This is a genomic window from Kitasatospora hibisci (assembly GCF_043950205.1).
Taxonomy (GTDB): domain Bacteria; phylum Actinomycetota; class Actinomycetes; order Streptomycetales; family Streptomycetaceae; genus Kitasatospora; species Kitasatospora hibisci.
Genome location: NZ_CP171642.1, coordinates 4292544 through 4307791 on the forward strand (window position 1 = coordinate 4292544; position 15248 = coordinate 4307791).

Sequence of the window (15248 nt, forward strand, 5' to 3'; positions counted from 1 at the left end):
GGCGCGGATCCGGTGCTTGACCATGACACCGTGTGAGGCGCTGCACTGGAGGCATCATGTTCAACATCGGAGACTTCGCCAAGCACGGCCGGGTGTCGGTCCGCATGCTGCGCCACTACGACGCGATCGGGCTGCTGCGCCCGGCCCGGGTCGACCCGGTCAGCGGCTACCGCTCCTACGAGGCCGCCCAACTCGCCCGGCTCAACCGCGTCATCGCGCTCAAGGACCTCGGCCTCACGCTGCAGCAGGTGCTGGACGTCCTGGACGAGCGGGTGGACGCGGGTGAGCTGCGCGGGATGCTGCGGCTGCGGCGGGCCGAGCTCGCCGCAGCGATGGCGGCCGACGCCCAGCGGCTGGCCCGGGTCGAGGCGAGGCTCCGGACGATCGAGAGTGAGGGAAGCATGCCCGAGCAGGATGTCGTGGTGAAGCGGGTGCCGCCGGTCCGGGTGGCGGAGCTGACGGCCGTGGCGGCCAGCTACGAGCCGGAGGACGTCACGCCGGTGATCGGCCCGCTGTTCGCGGAGCTCTGCCGGCGAGTGGAGGAGGCCGGGGTGGCCGGGACCGGCCCGTCGGTGGCCCGGTACGAGGACACGCCGGAGGGGGACGGTTCGGTGCTGGTCCGGGTGGCGGTCCCGATCGGTGCGTCGGTGGAGCCCTCGGCGGAGCACGGCTTCGCCGTCGTCGACCTGCCGGAGATCGAGGAGGCGGCGACCGTCGTCCACCGCGGCTCGATGGACGACGCGCTGGGCGCCTTCCAGACGCTCGCCCGGTTCATCGACGAGAACGGCTACCGCTCGACGGGGTACGCGCGGGAGCTGTACCTGGAGTGCCCGGAGTCCACGGCGGACTGGGTGACCGAGCTCCAGGAGCCGGTGGTCCGCGCCGGGTAGGGCTCGGGCGGGCCGCGCCGGTGCTCGGCGGCGCGGTGCCGGGTGCGGCGGTGGCGGTCGCGGGAGGGGTGGTGCTCGGCGCGGGCGCGGGTCTGCTCGCCTGCACCCGGGTCCGCTGGTGCTGGGGGCCGCGCCGATCACCCACCTCTCCCGGGTGCAGGCCCTGTTGACGCTGGTGCAGAGCGGAGCGCTGGTGCTCTCCACCGGTCTGCTCGGGGTCCTCGCGGACGCGGCGGGTGCCCGTCCGCCGGTCCTGTTCTACGCGCTGGCCACCGGCGCGGCGGGCCTGGGGGAGCTCGCCTCCCCGACGCTGCGCCGGGCCCGAACCGCGGCCCGGTGGGCCCTGCGGTCCGTCCGGGGCGGAGCACCGGTCGCCGGCGGGGCACCCTTCCCGGGCGCCCCGTCCGGGACGGCGTACTTGCCGGTCGTGCACCTGCCGGGCAGAGTGCCACCGAAGGCGATGGGCCGCGTACGACCGGGCCGCGCACGCGTGGCGCGCCCGCGGCCCGACGGCGTACGGACTGGGCGGCGCCGGCCCGGGCGACCACCGGGCGCCGCGGCGCCGGACGAGCGGAGGCGGCGATGAGTGATCTGACGGACCGGCTGGCACAGGGCCTCCCGCCCGGTGCGCTGGTGGTGGACCCGGACGTGACGGCCGCCTACAGCCACGACATGGCCGGCTTCTGCACGGCCGGGACCCCGGCGGTGGTGGTGTTCCCGGAGACGGTCGAGCAGGTGCAGCACATCCTGCGGACGGCGACCGACCTGCGCGTCCCGGTGGTGCCGCAGGGCGCCCGGACCGGTCTCTCCGGCGCGGCCAACGCCGTGGACGGCTGCATCGTGCTGTCCATGGTGAAGATGAACCGCATCCTGGAGCTCGACCCCGTGAACCGGATCGCGGTCGTCGAGCCCGGGGTGGTGAACGCCGAACTCTCGCGGGCCGCGGCAGGCCTGGGTCTCTCCTACCCGCCGGACCCGTCCAGCTGGGAGTCCTGCACGATCGGGGGCAACATCGGTACCGGCGCGGGCGGGCTCTGCTGCGTCAAGTACGGCGTCACCGCCGAGTACGTGCTCGGGCTGGACGTGGTGCTGGCGGACGGGCGGCTGCTCTCCACCGGCCGCCGGACGGCGAAGGGCGTGGCGGGCTACGACCTGACCCGGTTGCTGGTCGGCTCGGAGGGCACGCTGGGCGTGGTGGTCCGGGCGGTGGTGGCCCTGCGGCCCGCACCCGCGCCCCAGCTGGCGCTGGCCGCGGAGTTCCCGAGCGCGGACGCGGCCGGGGCGGCGGTCTGCGAGGTGATGGCGCGGGGCCTGACGCCGTCGCTGATGGAGCTGATGGACGCGGTGACCGTCCGGGCCGTCAACGAGCTCGGGCAGATGGGCCTGCCGGAGTCGACCCAGGCGCTGCTGCTGGTCGCCTTCGACGGGCCTGACCCTGCGGGCGAGCTGGCCGCGGTGGGGGAGATCTGCCGGGCGGCCGGGGCGACCGAGGTGGTGCCGGCCGAGGACCAGGCGGAGTCGGAGCTCCTCCTGGAGGCGCGCCGGCTGGCGCTGCCGGCGCTGGACCGGCTGGGCACCACGATGATCGACGACGTGGCGGTGCCGCGCTCCCGGCTGGCCGAGATGCTGGCCGGAGTGGCGGAGATCGCCGAACGGCACGCGCTGACCATCGGTGTGGTGAGCCACGCCGGCGACGGCAACACCCACCCGATCGTCATCTTCGACGCGGACGACCCCGCGGAGTCGGCCCGGGCCCAGCGCTCCTTCGACGAGATCATGGCGCTGGGGCTGGAGCTCGGCGGCACGATCACCGGGGAGCACGGGGTCGGCCTGCTGAAGCGGGAGTGGCTGGCGCGCGAGCTGGGGCCGGTGGCCCTGGAGCTCCAGAGGCAGCTGAAGGCGGTCTTCGACCCGCTGGGCATCCTCAACCCGGGCAAGGCGGTCTGAGGCCCTTTCTCCAAGTGAGCTAAATAGGATTGTGGAACAGTCATGGAATGGCTGGACCTATCGACACGGGAAGGTGACCCTCCCCCGAGGGGGAGCTTTCGTCGCGGTGCCGCGCCAGGGTGGTGCGCCCGGTCGTGCGTGTGCCTTTCGTGCGCCCCGCCCAAAGCTCGTGCGGACCCGGCCGTCCAGACGGAATCCCTGGTCAGCGCCAGCATGGTGCGCGCTTTCCGCTGCGGGGCCGTTATTCGCCGGCGCCCTGGATATCACGCTAAAGGGCGAAAGCGCTGCGACGTGGTGGCGCTTTGTCGATTTGTTGCGGAAGTCTGTCCCTCGGCGTCGCAGCCCGCAGGTGTTCGTCTGGCCGGCGAACTCCCGCACCGCATACCGGAACGCATCACCTTGCACGATCGAACGATCACGCAATCACGATTGACAGCTTCTTGGAGGACATCCATGGCTCGCATCCGCACCCGCCGGTCGGCCGGTCTCCTGTGCGCCGCTCCGCTCGCGGTCGGTCTGCTGCTCGCGGGGGCCGGCTCGGCCGCCGCCGACAACGGCGCGGCGGCCAACGACGGCTCCACCAGCAGCGTGGTGTCGAACGTCGGGACGGGCAACGTCTTCGGCTCGGTCGACGGCAACTACGTCTCCACCCAGCAGACGGCCACCGGCTCCGGTGCCTCGAACCAGGCCAACACCCTCGCGGTGAAGGACAACTCGGGTGCCCTCCTGGTGGGCCAGGCCAACAAGAACGTCAACGTCGTCTTCGCCCCGGTCTTCAACTGACCGGAACGGGTCCCACCGACGGCGGGGGCGCCTGAGGTGGAACGGCCGCGGGTGGGCTGAACATCCGCGGCGGGCTCGTGGCGGCTCCGAGCGGCCGGAAGGCGCTCGCGGAACCGCGGCAGGGGGCGATCCGACGCAGGGAACGATCCGGGGCGGCGGAAAGGGTCACCGCGAAACCGGCCTCGTGGGCGGTGCCGTCGACGGCACCGCCCACGAGTGCGTCCGGGGTCCGTGCGTTCGGGCGGAACGCCCGGTGCCGCCGGGCAGGTGCGCCGCCCGTGGCCGACCGGCCAGGGTGGACGCGGCGCCGTCACCCCGCGGCGGTACGGTTGCGCTCCGACAGCGCAAAACCCGCGCCCGGGCCCGACGGTCGGGCCGTCGCGGGGCTGCGGCCGCGGCAACCGGAAGGAAGGGCGCGATGGCAGCGGAGGAGGCGGGCCTGAACGGCCCGGGCGAGGCCAGGCCTGAGCCGGGGCCCGGGGCGAGGTCCGAGGCCGCACCCGCAGCCAGGTCCGTGCCCGAGCTGTTGCTCGGCCGCCCGCCGATGGCCCGTCCGCTGCCCTCCTTCGACGCCGAGGCGGCGCCCGGCGAGCCCGGCCCGCTCTTCGTCGACTGGCTGGCCACCGCCCTCGTGGCCGGTGTGCTGGACCCGCAGGTCGCCACGCTCTCCACGGTCGACGCCGACGGCATGCCGGACGCCCGCGTCCTGGTGCTGCGCGACGTGGACGCCGCCGGCACGGGCTGGGTCTTCTCGGCCGCCGCCGACAGCCCGAAGGGACGGCAGCTCGCCGATCACCCGGCCGCCGCGCTCACCCTCTACTGGCCCCAGCTCGGCCGCCAGGTGCGGGTCCGGGGGACGGTCGAGCGGGCCGCGGACCAGGTCGCCGGGGCGGAGTTCGCCACCCGCTCCCCGGCCGCCCGGGTCGGTGCACTGGTCGGCCGGCAGAGCGAGCCGCTGGGCTCGCTGGCCGAGTACGACGACGCGGTCGCGGTCGCCCGCCGCCGTCTGGAGGCCACCCCGGACGCCGTGGCGGCCGGGCACGCGGTGTACACGCTCTGGGCGAACGAGGTGGAGTTCTGGCAGGGCGACGCGGACCGCCGCCACGTCCGGCTCCGCTTCACCCGGACGGGCCCGGTGCGTGCCCCGGAGTGGTCGCGCACGCTGCTCTGGCCGTAGGACACCGGGGCGGGCGCGTTCCCGCGGACCACCCGCCCCCGTCCCGCCCCGACCGGGCGTCAGCGCCGCCCGGTCAGCGTGGCGCCCACGCTGGCGGCCACCACGCAGCCGATCCCGGCCAGCTGGGCCGCGCCCAGCAGCTGGCCCAGCACGACCAGGCCGACCAGCGCGCTGACCGCCGGCTCCAGGCTGACCAGCACGCTGAACACCCGCTGCGGCATCCGCCGCAGCGCCGTCATCTCCAGCGCGTACGGGATCACCGGCACCAGCAGCGAGACGCCCGCGACCGAGAGCAACAGCACCAGCGGTGAGGCGCCCGGCGCGGTCAGCCCGCCCCAGGCCTGGCCGAGCCCGAACGGCGCCAGCGCGAGCGCACCCACCGTCATCGACACCGCCAGCCCCTGGAAGCCCTGGAACGCGGCGCCGACCTTGTCGGTGAACAGGATGTACGCGGCGTAGCAGGCGGCCGCCCCGAAGGCGTAGGCCAGGCCGACCGGGTCGAGCGACGACCCGCCGCCGTCCTCGCCGAGCAGCGTCAGCAGCGCCACGCCGCCGGCAGCCAGCAGGGCCCAGACCAGGTGGCTGGCCCGCCGGGCGAAGACCAGTGCCACGGCGAGCGGGCCGAGGAACTCGATGGTCGCGGCGGTGCCCATGGGCAGCCGGTCGATCGCCCCGGCGAACAGCAACGTCATCCCCGCGGAGGCCACACCGAGCAGGGCGGCGGCGGCCAGGTCGCGCGGGCGGCGCCCGCGCAGCGTCGGCCGGGTGGCGGCGAGCAGCACCACCGCGGCGAAGCCCAGCCGGAGGAAGGTCGTTCCGCTGACGCCGAGCGGGCCGAACAGCGGCTTGGACAGCGCGATCCCGAGCTGGACCAGCAGCATCGCGGCCAGACAGAGAAGCGGCGCCGGGATCCGCTCCGGGCGCCGCAGGAACTTCGGGGACCGCCGGCCGGTCGGCCCGGCGGGCGGTGCTTCCGGCGGCGGCTCGGAGCCGGGCGCCCCGCCTCGTCGCCAGCCACCGCGCTCGCCGGCGGGCTCGCCCTTGGGGGCGGGCGGCATGGCAAGAGCCTCGGCGGCGGAGGCCGGCGCCGGGGCGGTGGTTTCGCTGAGGTGGGGCGTGGGCATGCTGGCGAGTCTGCCGTAAGGAGTGAGCCAGGGGCAAGCTCGTTACAAGCGTCGGGACGAATCCGGACGGGTGCCCCCGAAAGGGTGAGCCTCTCCGGCGGGCTCGGCGCGGCTGCCGCAATCGTCGGACGGTCCGTCAGTATCAAGGCCGGGTGCGCTATCTCCGCTCGACGGCCATGGCCGCCGCCTCCCTCGTCCTGCTGCTCGCCGTCGACGGAGCGGGCGCAGGCGCCGCGGAGACCGTCGCGGTCGCCGTCGTCCCCCGCATCCGGACCACCGTCCTGCCGGACCGGGCCGGTCCCCCCGCCGCCCGCGACACCTACCGCGGCGCCGCCTTCGACGCGTGCACCGCACCGCCGCTGGAGACCCTGCGGGCCTGGTACGGAGCCTCCCCGTACGGGGCGCTCGGCATCTACACCAGCGGGAGCCGGCGCGCCTGCCCCCAGCCGCAGCTGACCGCGGGGTGGGTCCGCCAGGCGCGCGCGATGGGCTGGCGGTTCCTCCCGGTGCACGTCGGGCTGCAGGCGCCGTGCGGTGATCTCGGGAGCAAGCCGCCGCGGATCGACCCGGCCCGCGCCGTTTGGCAGGGGCGCCAGGAGGCCGCCGAGGCGGTTCGCGGCCTGCGCGCCGTCGGTCTGGGCGCGGGCAGCCCGGTCTTCCTCGACATCGAGGCCTACCCTCGGCACGATCCGGCCTGTGGCCAGGCCGTCGTCGACTTCGCGCTCGGCTGGACCCAGGGTCTGCACGCCGAGGGCTTCCGGTCCGGCTTCTACTCCAGCCTCGACTCCGGCATCGCCGATCTCGCCGCAGGGGCCCGCGCCGGGAGCTCCCCGCTGCCGGACACGCTCTGGTACGCGCGCTGGAACGACCGCGCCGACACGGCCGGCGAGGGCCCGCTCACCCCGGACCTCTGGGCGAACCGCCGGCGCGTCCACCAGTACCGCGGCAACGTCGAGGAGACGTACGGCGGCGCCACGCTCGTCATCGACCGGAACGAGGTCGACGCCCCGCTGGCGAGTTGACGGGCCGACGGGCCGGGGCGGGTCCCGGCGGGGCGGATAGGGTGGCCCGTCGACTCGGTCGGGGTCGACTCGGTCGGGGACGAGGACGGGGACGGGGACGGGGGACGGGCATGACGGACCAGGGGTACGGCGGAAGGACAGGCGGGCACGGCGGCGCGCCGCAACCGAACCCGTACGACCGGTCCGACCCCTACGCCCAGCGGGCGCCGAACCCCTACGCCCGGCCGGCGCCGGCCCCGTACCCGGCCGACCCTCACGCGCAGCCGGTCCCCTCGCAGCGGGTCCCACCGCAGGCGGCCCCCTCGCAGCCGGTGCCTCTCGCCGGGTCCGCGCCGCAAGGCCCGGCCCCGGGCGGCTCCGGCGGCCACCCCGGCCCGGCGCCGCGGCGCAACCCGGTCGCCGTGCTGCTGCAGTTCACCCTGCAGTGGATCTACGCGCCGCTCTGGATCGCCGCCCTGGTGGCGCTGTTCGCGCTCCTGCTCTGGAGCGGGAGCAGCGGCCCGTCCGCGCCCTCCTCGGACGCCTGGCTGAAGGTCAACCGCACCTTCATCCCGCCGCGCCGGCTCAAGGCCGAACTCACCGGCAGGCCGGAGGACTGGGAGCGCTACGTTACCCCGATCGTGGAGCGTCGGATCCGCGACGCCGAGCAGAAGCACGCGTTCGGCGACGGCTCGGTCGGGGAGGACTTCTCCCGCGTGATGCACGTCGGGCTCCCGCTGCGCCTCTACCGGGGGCTCGGGGCGGCCGGTGTGGTGCGGATCGCCGAGCGCTACGGCTGGCAGGGCGGGGCGAGCGACGAGGGCAGGGTCCGGCTCCGCCGGGTCTTCCCGGCACCGGCCCCGGTGGCCGCGCCCGGTCCGCCGGACCCGCCGGCGGCCCCCGGTACGCCGTGGGGACCGCAGCCGAGCCGGCCGGCGGTGCTGCTGCCCTTCATGCTGGTACTGCAGATCGCCTACGTGCCGCTCTGCGGCCTGCTCGGCCTGCTGTTCTTCCCGGGGAGCCGCGCCCGGCCGGACTACTGGGACCGCTGGGGTGCGCGCTGGGCGGTCGGCCCGCGGGCCTTCTGGGCGGAGCTGACCGGCGGCTCCGCGGCCTGGGAGCGCCACATCCGGCGCATCCTGAAGCCGGGCCGGGGCGCGAGCACGAAGAAGGCCGACGGGCCCGGGGCGCCCTCACCCGCCGTCCGGCCGGTCGGGCCGGCCCGGACCCGGGTCAACCTCGCCACCTACCGCGGCGCCGGCGCCCAGGCGGTGCTGCGGATCGCCGCTGAGCAGGGCTGGGTGCTCGACCCGGCGTACACGCCCGAGCCGGAGGCCTGCGTCCGCCTCTACCGGCCGCACCGGGCGCCTGACCGGGCGGCCTGACCGGGCCGCCGCACCAGGCCGTGACCGGGCGGCCCGACCGGCCGCCGAGCCGGTCCCGCCCGGGGCCCGGCGGACGAATCCGGCAGGGCCCCGGACCGCTGCCGGAGGGGAGTCAGCCCCGGAGGCCGAGGGAGAGCCAGCCGCTCCCCGCGCAGTCCCGGCAGGTCTCCGGGATGTGGCCGGTCCCCGACCGGTCCGACCGCACACCCAGCCGGGCCCGGGTCCGCACGCCGCCGGAGCAGCACGGGCAGGGCACCTTGAACCCGGTCGGCCCCGGGTCGACCCGACGGTCGTCACGACTGTCACTCATGCGGCCCAGTATTCCGTGCCGCCGCCCGGCCGAGGGCGCCGCAGCGAATCCGTGATCGGCCCAACGGGACCGGGATGCTGACAGCGGCGAGGTGGGAGGGGCAGAATCGGGCTCGACTGCCCGCGTTACCCATCAGTAGCAGGTGCCGTCGCAGCCGCAGTGCCGCCCGGTCAAGGAGGACCCGTGTTCAGCACGATGCAGGACGTACCGCTCACCGTCGCCAGGATCCTCACCCACGGCACGACCGTCCACGGGCGCTCGACCGTCACGACCTGGGACGGGACGGGGCCGGCGGTCCGGACGTACGCCGAGGTCGGGGCGCGCGCCGCGCAGCTGGCGTACGCCCTGCGGGACGAGCTCGGCGTCACCGGGGACGACCGGGTGGCCACGTTGATGTGGAACAACGCCGAGCACCTGGAGGCGTACCTCGCGGTGCCGTCGATGGGCGCGGTGCTGCACACGCTGAACCTGCGGCTGCCGGGGCACCAGCTGTCGTTCATCGTGAACCACGCCGCCGACCGCGTGATCATCGTCAACGGCACGGTGCTCCCGCTGCTGGCCGCGGTGCTGCCCCGGCTCAAGCCGACGCTGAAGCACATCGTGGTCACCGGCCCCGGCGACCGGTCCGTCCTGGACGGTTTCGCGGGCACCGTGCACGACTACGAGGAGCTCATCGCCGACCGGCCGACCGAGTACCCCTGGGCGACCGACATCGACGAGCGCCGGGCTGCCGCGCTCTGCTACACCTCCGGCACCACCGGCGACCCGAAGGGCGTGCTCTACAGTCACCGGTCGGTCTACCTGCACTGCCTGCAGGTCAACACCGGCGACAACTTCGCCCTCACCCCGCGCGACACCGCGCTGCCGGTGGTCCCGATGTTCCACGTCAACGCCTGGGGCCTGCCGCACGCCGCCTTCATGTCCGGCGCCAACCTGCTCATGCCGGACCGCTTCCTCCAGCCCAAGCCGATGGCGGAGATGATCTCCGCGCTCAAGCCCACCGTCAGTGCCGCCGTGCCGACCATCTGGAGCGGCCTGCTGGACGAGCTGGACGCGGGCGACTACGACGCCTCCAGCCTGCGGATGGTGGTCATCGGCGGCTCGGCCTGCCCGCCGTCGCTGATGAAGGGCTTCGAGGAGCGCCACGGCATCCGGGTCGTGCACGCCTGGGGCATGACCGAGACCTCGCCGCTCGGCTCCTTCGCCCAGCCGCCCGGCGGCCTCACGCCGGAGGAGGAGTGGCCGTACCGGGTCACCCAGGGCATCTTCCCGGCGTCCGTCGAGGCCCGGCTGATCGGCCCGGCGGGCGAGCGGATGCCGCACGACGGGGTCGCGGCGGGCGAGCTGGAGGTGCGCGGGCCGTGGATCGCCGGGGCGTACTACGGCGGCGCCGGCAACGACCCGGAGCGCCCGGACGACAAGTTCTCCGAGGACGGCTGGCTCCGCACCGGAGACGTCGGCACGATCACCCCGGACGGCTACCTCACCCTCACCGACCGGGCCAAGGACGTGATCAAGTCCGGCGGTGAGTGGATCTCCTCGGTGGACCTGGAGAACCACCTGATGGCACATCCGGAGGTCGCCGAGGCGGCCGTGGTGGCGGTGCCGGACGAGAAGTGGGGCGAGCGCCCGCTGGCCACCGTGGTGCTGCGGCCGGGTGCCACGGCCGGGCTGGCGGAGCTGCGCGCCTTCCTGGCCGGGCGGGTCGCCTCCTGGCAGCTGCCGGAGCGTTGGTCGATCGTCGAGTCGGTGCCGAAGACCTCGGTGGGCAAGTTCGACAAGAAGGTGATCCGCGCCAGCTACGCGGCGGACGAGCTGACCGTCACGCTGCTCGGCAAGGAGTAGCCCGCAGGACGGGCCCGAGGGCCGGCCACCCCGGGAGGGGCGGCCGGCCCTCGGCCTTTCCGCATCCGTGCCGCGACCGTCAGCCCGCGGCGACGACGCCCGCCTCGCCCATGGCGCCGATCCGCCCGAGCAGGTCCACGATCCGTGACTGCACGTCCGCCGTGGTCGAGCGCTCGGCGAGGAACAGCACCGTCTCGCCGGTGCGCAGCCGGGGCAGCTCGCGCGGGTCGAGGTCCACCGAGGTGTAGACGACCAGCGGAGTGCGGTGCAGCCGGTCGTTGGCGCGCAGCCAGTCCAGCAGGCCGACCCGGCGGCGGCGGATCTGGAACAGGTCCATCACCACCAGGTTGGGCTGCACGCTGCTGGCGCGGGCGACGGCGTCGTTCTCGTCCGCCGCGTGCTCGACGTGCATGCCGCGCCGCTCCAGGCTGCTGATCATGGCGGCGGCGATGTCCGGGTCGCCCTCGACCAGCAGCACGCGCGGGGCGTGGTTCTCGCCGTCGCGCGGGGCGAGCGCGCGCAGCAGGACGGCCGGGTCCGCGCCGTACGCGGCGTCCCGGGTGGCCTGGCCGAGGCCGGCGGTGACCAGCACCGGGACCCGGCTGTTGAGTGCGGCCGTGCGCAGCGACTGCAGCGCGGTCCGGGTGATCGGTCCGGTCAGCGGGTCGACGAAGAGCGCGGCGGGGAAGCCGGCCACCTGGGCGTCGACCTCCTCGCGGGAGCGGACGATCACCGGGTGGTAGCCGCGCTCCTGCAGCGCCTGCCGGGTGGCCGGGTCGGGCTCGGGCCAGACCAGCAGCCGGCGCCCGCCGTCCTCGGTGGCGGTCGCGGCGGGCGCCGTCGCGGGGTGTTCCGGGGCCTCGCTGCGGCCGGCGGCGGGCAGCTCGGCCACCGGGCGCGGCGCCGTACGGGCCTCCTGCCCGGTGGACGGCTGCGGCACGCCGGCCGCGGGCACCGGCAGGGGCGCGCCGGTGCCCTGGAGCGGGACCGGTGCGGGCGGCAGCGGTGCGGGCGGGAGCGCGGCCGGGAAGCCCGCCTGGTCGGGCCCGCCGTGCCGGTCGCGGCCGGCGCCGTCCTGCTGGTCGCCCGGGACGGCGGGCGAGTGCAGCGGGCGCGGCGGCACCAGCTCGGCCAGCCCGCTGGCGACCGGCTGCGGACCGGCCTCGCGGCCGTCCGGCACCGCACCGGGGGCGGGCAGTGCGGGGCGCGCGGGTGCCAGCGCGGTGCCGGAGCCCGCGGAGGCTTCCTGCGGTTCGGCGCCGGGGCCGGGCGGGACGGCCAGTCGTCGGCGGCGACCGGTCGGTGCGGCGGCCGGCTCGGGCGGGGCCGGGGCCGGCCCGGCGGGCAGGGCGTGCTCCAGACCGGGGTAGTGCGGGGCACCGGCGTCCGGAACGCCGGGGAGCGCGAACCCGCCGGACGAGTCCTCGGCGTCGGGCAGCGCACGGCGGCGCCGCGAGGGCTTGGCCTCCGGTGCGCCGGCCGCCTCCGGGCCGGTCTCGACGCCGGCCTGCGTGCCGCCCGCGGGAGTGCCGTCGGCCGGCGTGCCCTCGGCGGGGATCTCGGGTGCCGGGGCGCCGCCGGCGGGGGCGTCGGAGGGGGCGGGGCCCAGTGCGAGCGGGCCGCGCGGGGCCGGGCGCGCCTCGGCGGCGGCCCGGTCCTCCGGGAGACCGTCGACGGGGACGGCGTACGCGGTGCCGGACCGGCCGTCGTCCTTGCCCCACGGGTCGGCCGCCTGCGGGGTGGGGCCACCGAGGCCCCGGCGCCCGTAGGCGGCGTCGTTGCCGGTGCCGTTCCACTGCTCGGGGACGGCGCGCTCGACCCGGGCCGGCGCATGCGGCCACTGCTCGGCGGCATCGAGGGTGGCCGCGGCACCGGCGGCGACCGGGGCCGGGCCGAGTGCGATCGGGGCGCCCGCGTCGCCGGCGCCGTCCGTCGCACCCGCGCCGCTCGGGCTGCTCGGGCCGTCCGCAGGGCCCGTGCCGTCGCCGGACGGCCGGGCCTCCGGCGACTGCTGCTCGGAGGCCGGCCGGCCGCGGCGCCCGCGGCGCTCGCCGGCCGGCTTCTCGGCGGGGTCGCCGTCCGCGGGCCGGTCCGCGGGATCGGCGGCCGAGGCCGCACCGTCCGACGGTCCCTCGGCACCGTCCTCGGGCCGCTGCGCGGTGGGCAGCTGCGGGATCCCGGGCAGCTCGGGCAGGACGGCGGAGTCGCTCTCCTTGGGCCGGTCCGACCGGCCCTCGGCGCCGGCACGCTCGGCGGCGGCCTTCGCCGCGGCCGGGTCGAGCGGCAGCTCGACGACGTACGTGGTGCCGGCCTTGCCGGGCAGCTCGTGCGGCTGGAGCACGCCGCCGTGCCGCTCGACCACCGCGCGGGCGATCGGCAGGTGGACCGGACTGCCGCCGCGGCCGGGGCCGCGGATCTCCACCCGGGCGACGTCGCCGCGCTGGGCGGCGGCGAGCACCACCATCGGAACCTCCGCCTCGGCCGGCGCCTGCGCGGCCCCGCCGGTGGCGGGCAGACCCGGGGTCAGGCCGGGAGACGGCAGGCCGGGGGCGGCGTCCAGAGAGAGGGTGACGCCGCTGACGTCGGCCACCAGGTGGGCCAGCGCCTGGGCGAGCCGCGGCTCGTCGGCGATCACCTCGACGGCGGCGGCGTGCACCGAGAACCGCACCCGCCCGGCGCCGACCAGCTCGCCCGCGTGCTCGACCGCCCGCCGGACCACCTTGTCCAGGGCGACCGGGACGCGCTCGGCGGACTTCCTGCCGGTCCGCCCCTCGCCCGCGTCCCCGCCGGGGCCCCCGGACGCCCCCTCTCCGGCCTCGGACCGCTGGTGGGCGAGCACCCCGTCGATCAGCTTGCCGAACCGGCGGCATTCGTCGGCCAGTCGCCGCAGCGTCCAGTTGGCCTCGGGCCAGAGCTGGCCGGCCGGGTCGGCGGCGAGCGCGTCGATCCGCCGGTGCAGTGCGGTCAGGGCACCGCCCAGCTCGCTCTCCAGGACGGCGGTGAGGTGCTCGTTGCGGGCGACCAGTGCCAGCTCGCGGCTGCGGTCGGTGAAGGTCATCACGGCGCCGACCAACTGGTCGCCGTCCCGGACCGGGGCGGTGGTGAGGTCGACGGTGACCGGCCGGCCGTCCTTGCGCCAGAGCACGGTGCCGCGCACCCGGTGCTTGCGACCGGAGGTCAGGGTGTCCAGCAGCGCGGACTCCTCCAGCGCCAGCGGGGTGCCGTCGGCCCGGGAGTGCTGGATCAGCGGGTGCAGCTCGCGCCCGCCGAGCTCGCTGGCCCGGTACTCCAGGATGTGCGCGGCGGCCGGGTTGACCAGCACGCAGCGGCCTTCCAGGTCGACGCCGAGGACACCCTCGGCGGCGGCCCGCAGGATCATCTCGGTCTGCTTGTGCTGGCGGCGCAGCTCCGCCTCGACGCCGAGCCGGCTGGAGAGGTCGCGGACCAGCAGCAGGAGCAGGTCGCTCGCGGAGGACCGGGAGCCCTCGCGGTAGGGGTCGTAGGGGACGAGCGGTGAGAGCGCGTAGCCGCGGCCGTCACTGGAGGACGCCCCGTCGTCGGCGAAGTCGTTGCCGGAGACCTCGACCGGGAAGGTGGTGCCGTCCGTGCGGCAGGCGGTCATCCGGACCGGGCGGTCCAGCGCGTCGTCCTCGCGGGCCGCCGGGCGCATCGAGCCGGGGATCCGGCTCGGATCGAACTCGGGTAGGAGGTCCAGTACGCCCATGCCGACCAGCGAGGTGCCGGGCGCCTGAAGGGCGTGGACGGCGGCATTGTTGGCATCGACGACGGTGCCGTTGCTGTTCACCAGCAGCAACGCGTCGGGCAGGGCGTCGAGTATGGCGGCGAGGCGAGCAGCGCCTCGGATCGGCCTGCTGCTCACGTCGACAGGTCTCCTCGGCTCAGGGCAGCTCCTCCGGAGACGGCAGTATCTCATTCTTCTTTGCGGTGGGGACGACCCGCCTAGTAACGTGGTCGGTGGTTGGTGCCGAGCCCGCGGGTTGTGGCATCATCACAGGCACACGGAACGGGTCCGCCCTGCGGGTCCGATCTTTGTGGGGAGGCTTCGCCTAGTCCGGTCTATGGCGCCGCACTGCTAATGCGGTTTGGGTCTTAAAGCCCATCGAGGGTTCAAATCCCTCAGCCTCCGCCAACCGGGAGCCCCGTCGACGATCTTGTCGGCGGGGCTTCTCGCATGTCCGGGCCGGTTCCGCGGCCGCCGGCGGGACCGGCCGCGCGAGCGGGCCGGGGCGCGAACCGGCCCGCGGTGGGGCCGGATCCGGGCGGGGTCGGCGGGCGGGCGGGCAAGGCCCGGATCAATCGATTTCGCCCCGCGTCGCAGGTCATGTAATGTTGTCCCCGCACCGCCCCGGTGGCACGTTCACCAGGGCGAGCGCTCATAGCTCAACGGATAGAGCACTTGACTACGGATCAAGAGGTTGCAGGTTCGAATCCTGCTGAGCGCACCAAAACCCCGCAAGACCGGGCCCAGCCCGGCACTTGCGCTCATAGCTCAACGGATAGAGCACTTGACTACGGATCAAGAGGTTGCAGGTTCGAATCCTGCTGAGCGCACCAACGAGAAGCCCCCGGCCAGCCGCCGGGGGCTTCTCCCGTTCCCGGGTGGCGGAGGTCACCCCGGCGGCCGGCCGTCCCGGGCCGGTGGCGCCGGGCACCCCCGGCGCTGAGGGTGCCGGTCGGCGGCGTCGGTACCGCCGCCGAGCGCGCGGGCCTTTCGAGCCGGTCCGCCCGAGCCGGTCCGCCCGAGCCGGTCCGCCCGAGCCGGTCC

The 15248-nt window shown here is 75.7% G+C and carries 10 protein-coding genes and 3 tRNA genes; 10 read left to right on the top strand and 3 right to left on the bottom strand.

Features of this window, described 5'->3' with window-relative positions:
- Positions 1 to 56: 56 nt before the first annotated feature.
- The 4 genes from ACF9IK_RS18510 (at position 57) to ACF9IK_RS18525 (ending at position 4797) form a co-directional block, all read left to right on the top strand.
- The gene (locus tag ACF9IK_RS18510) at positions 57 to 890 is read left to right on the top strand and encodes a MerR family transcriptional regulator (protein ID WP_395295301.1); all 834 of its coding nucleotides are present in this window, start codon (positions 57 to 59) and stop codon (positions 888 to 890) included.
- Between the two features lie 582 nt (positions 891 to 1472).
- A complete protein-coding gene (locus ACF9IK_RS18515) occupies positions 1473 to 2837 on the top strand; it encodes an FAD-binding oxidoreductase (RefSeq protein ID WP_395295302.1) in 1365 nt (454 codons plus the stop codon).
- A 453-nt stretch (positions 2838 to 3290) separates the two neighbouring features.
- Entirely contained in the window at positions 3291 to 3620 is a 330-nt protein-coding gene (locus tag ACF9IK_RS18520) for a hypothetical protein (protein WP_395295303.1), read from the top strand.
- 418 nt (positions 3621 to 4038) lie between these two features.
- On the top strand, positions 4039 to 4797 hold the full coding sequence (locus tag ACF9IK_RS18525; protein WP_395295304.1) for a pyridoxine/pyridoxamine 5'-phosphate oxidase: 759 nt from the start codon (positions 4039 to 4041) through the stop codon (positions 4795 to 4797).
- A gap of 59 nt (positions 4798 to 4856) precedes the next feature.
- On the opposite strand, the gene ACF9IK_RS18530 is transcribed toward ACF9IK_RS18525, so the two are convergent.
- The gene (locus tag ACF9IK_RS18530; RefSeq protein ID WP_395295305.1) at positions 4857 to 5921 is read right to left on the bottom strand and encodes an EamA family transporter; all 1065 of its coding nucleotides are present in this window, start codon (positions 5919 to 5921) and stop codon (positions 4857 to 4859) included.
- Positions 5922 to 6073: 152 nt separating this feature from the next.
- Here ACF9IK_RS18530 and ACF9IK_RS18535 point away from each other — a divergent pair, with 152 nt between their 5' ends.
- Both ACF9IK_RS18535 and ACF9IK_RS18540 read left to right on the top strand, forming a co-directional pair.
- On the top strand, positions 6074 to 6943 hold the full coding sequence (locus tag ACF9IK_RS18535) for a DUF1906 domain-containing protein (protein WP_395295306.1): 870 nt from the start codon (positions 6074 to 6076) through the stop codon (positions 6941 to 6943).
- A gap of 110 nt (positions 6944 to 7053) precedes the next feature.
- Entirely contained in the window at positions 7054 to 8307 is a 1254-nt protein-coding gene (locus ACF9IK_RS18540) for a hypothetical protein (protein WP_395295307.1), read from the top strand.
- A gap of 112 nt (positions 8308 to 8419) precedes the next feature.
- Here the strand turns inward: ACF9IK_RS18540 and ACF9IK_RS18545 are convergent, their stop codons facing one another.
- Positions 8420 to 8617 (bottom strand): hypothetical protein, encoded by a 198-nt coding sequence (locus tag ACF9IK_RS18545; RefSeq protein WP_395295308.1) that lies wholly within the window; start codon positions 8615 to 8617, stop codon positions 8420 to 8422.
- A 183-nt stretch (positions 8618 to 8800) separates the two neighbouring features.
- Here ACF9IK_RS18545 and ACF9IK_RS18550 point away from each other — a divergent pair, with 183 nt between their 5' ends.
- Complete coding sequence (locus tag ACF9IK_RS18550; protein WP_395295309.1) at positions 8801 to 10462, top strand: long-chain fatty acid--CoA ligase; 1662 nt, start codon at positions 8801 to 8803, stop codon at positions 10460 to 10462.
- Positions 10463 to 10541: 79 nt separating this feature from the next.
- Here ACF9IK_RS18550 and ACF9IK_RS18555 read toward each other — a convergent pair whose 3' ends face one another.
- Positions 10542 to 14342, bottom strand: a complete 3801-nt coding sequence (locus ACF9IK_RS18555) for a hybrid sensor histidine kinase/response regulator (RefSeq protein ID WP_395295310.1) — start codon at positions 14340 to 14342, stop codon at positions 10542 to 10544.
- Positions 14343 to 14518: 176 nt separating this feature from the next.
- Between ACF9IK_RS18555 and ACF9IK_RS18560 the strand changes: the two genes are divergently transcribed.
- From ACF9IK_RS18560 to ACF9IK_RS18570, 3 genes are all read left to right on the top strand, one after another.
- Positions 14519 to 14612, top strand: a tRNA-Ser gene (locus tag ACF9IK_RS18560).
- A gap of 240 nt (positions 14613 to 14852) precedes the next feature.
- Positions 14853 to 14928 (top strand) — tRNA-Arg (locus ACF9IK_RS18565).
- A 33-nt stretch (positions 14929 to 14961) separates the two neighbouring features.
- Positions 14962 to 15037, top strand: a tRNA-Arg gene (locus ACF9IK_RS18570).
- Positions 15038 to 15248 lie beyond the last annotated feature (211 nt).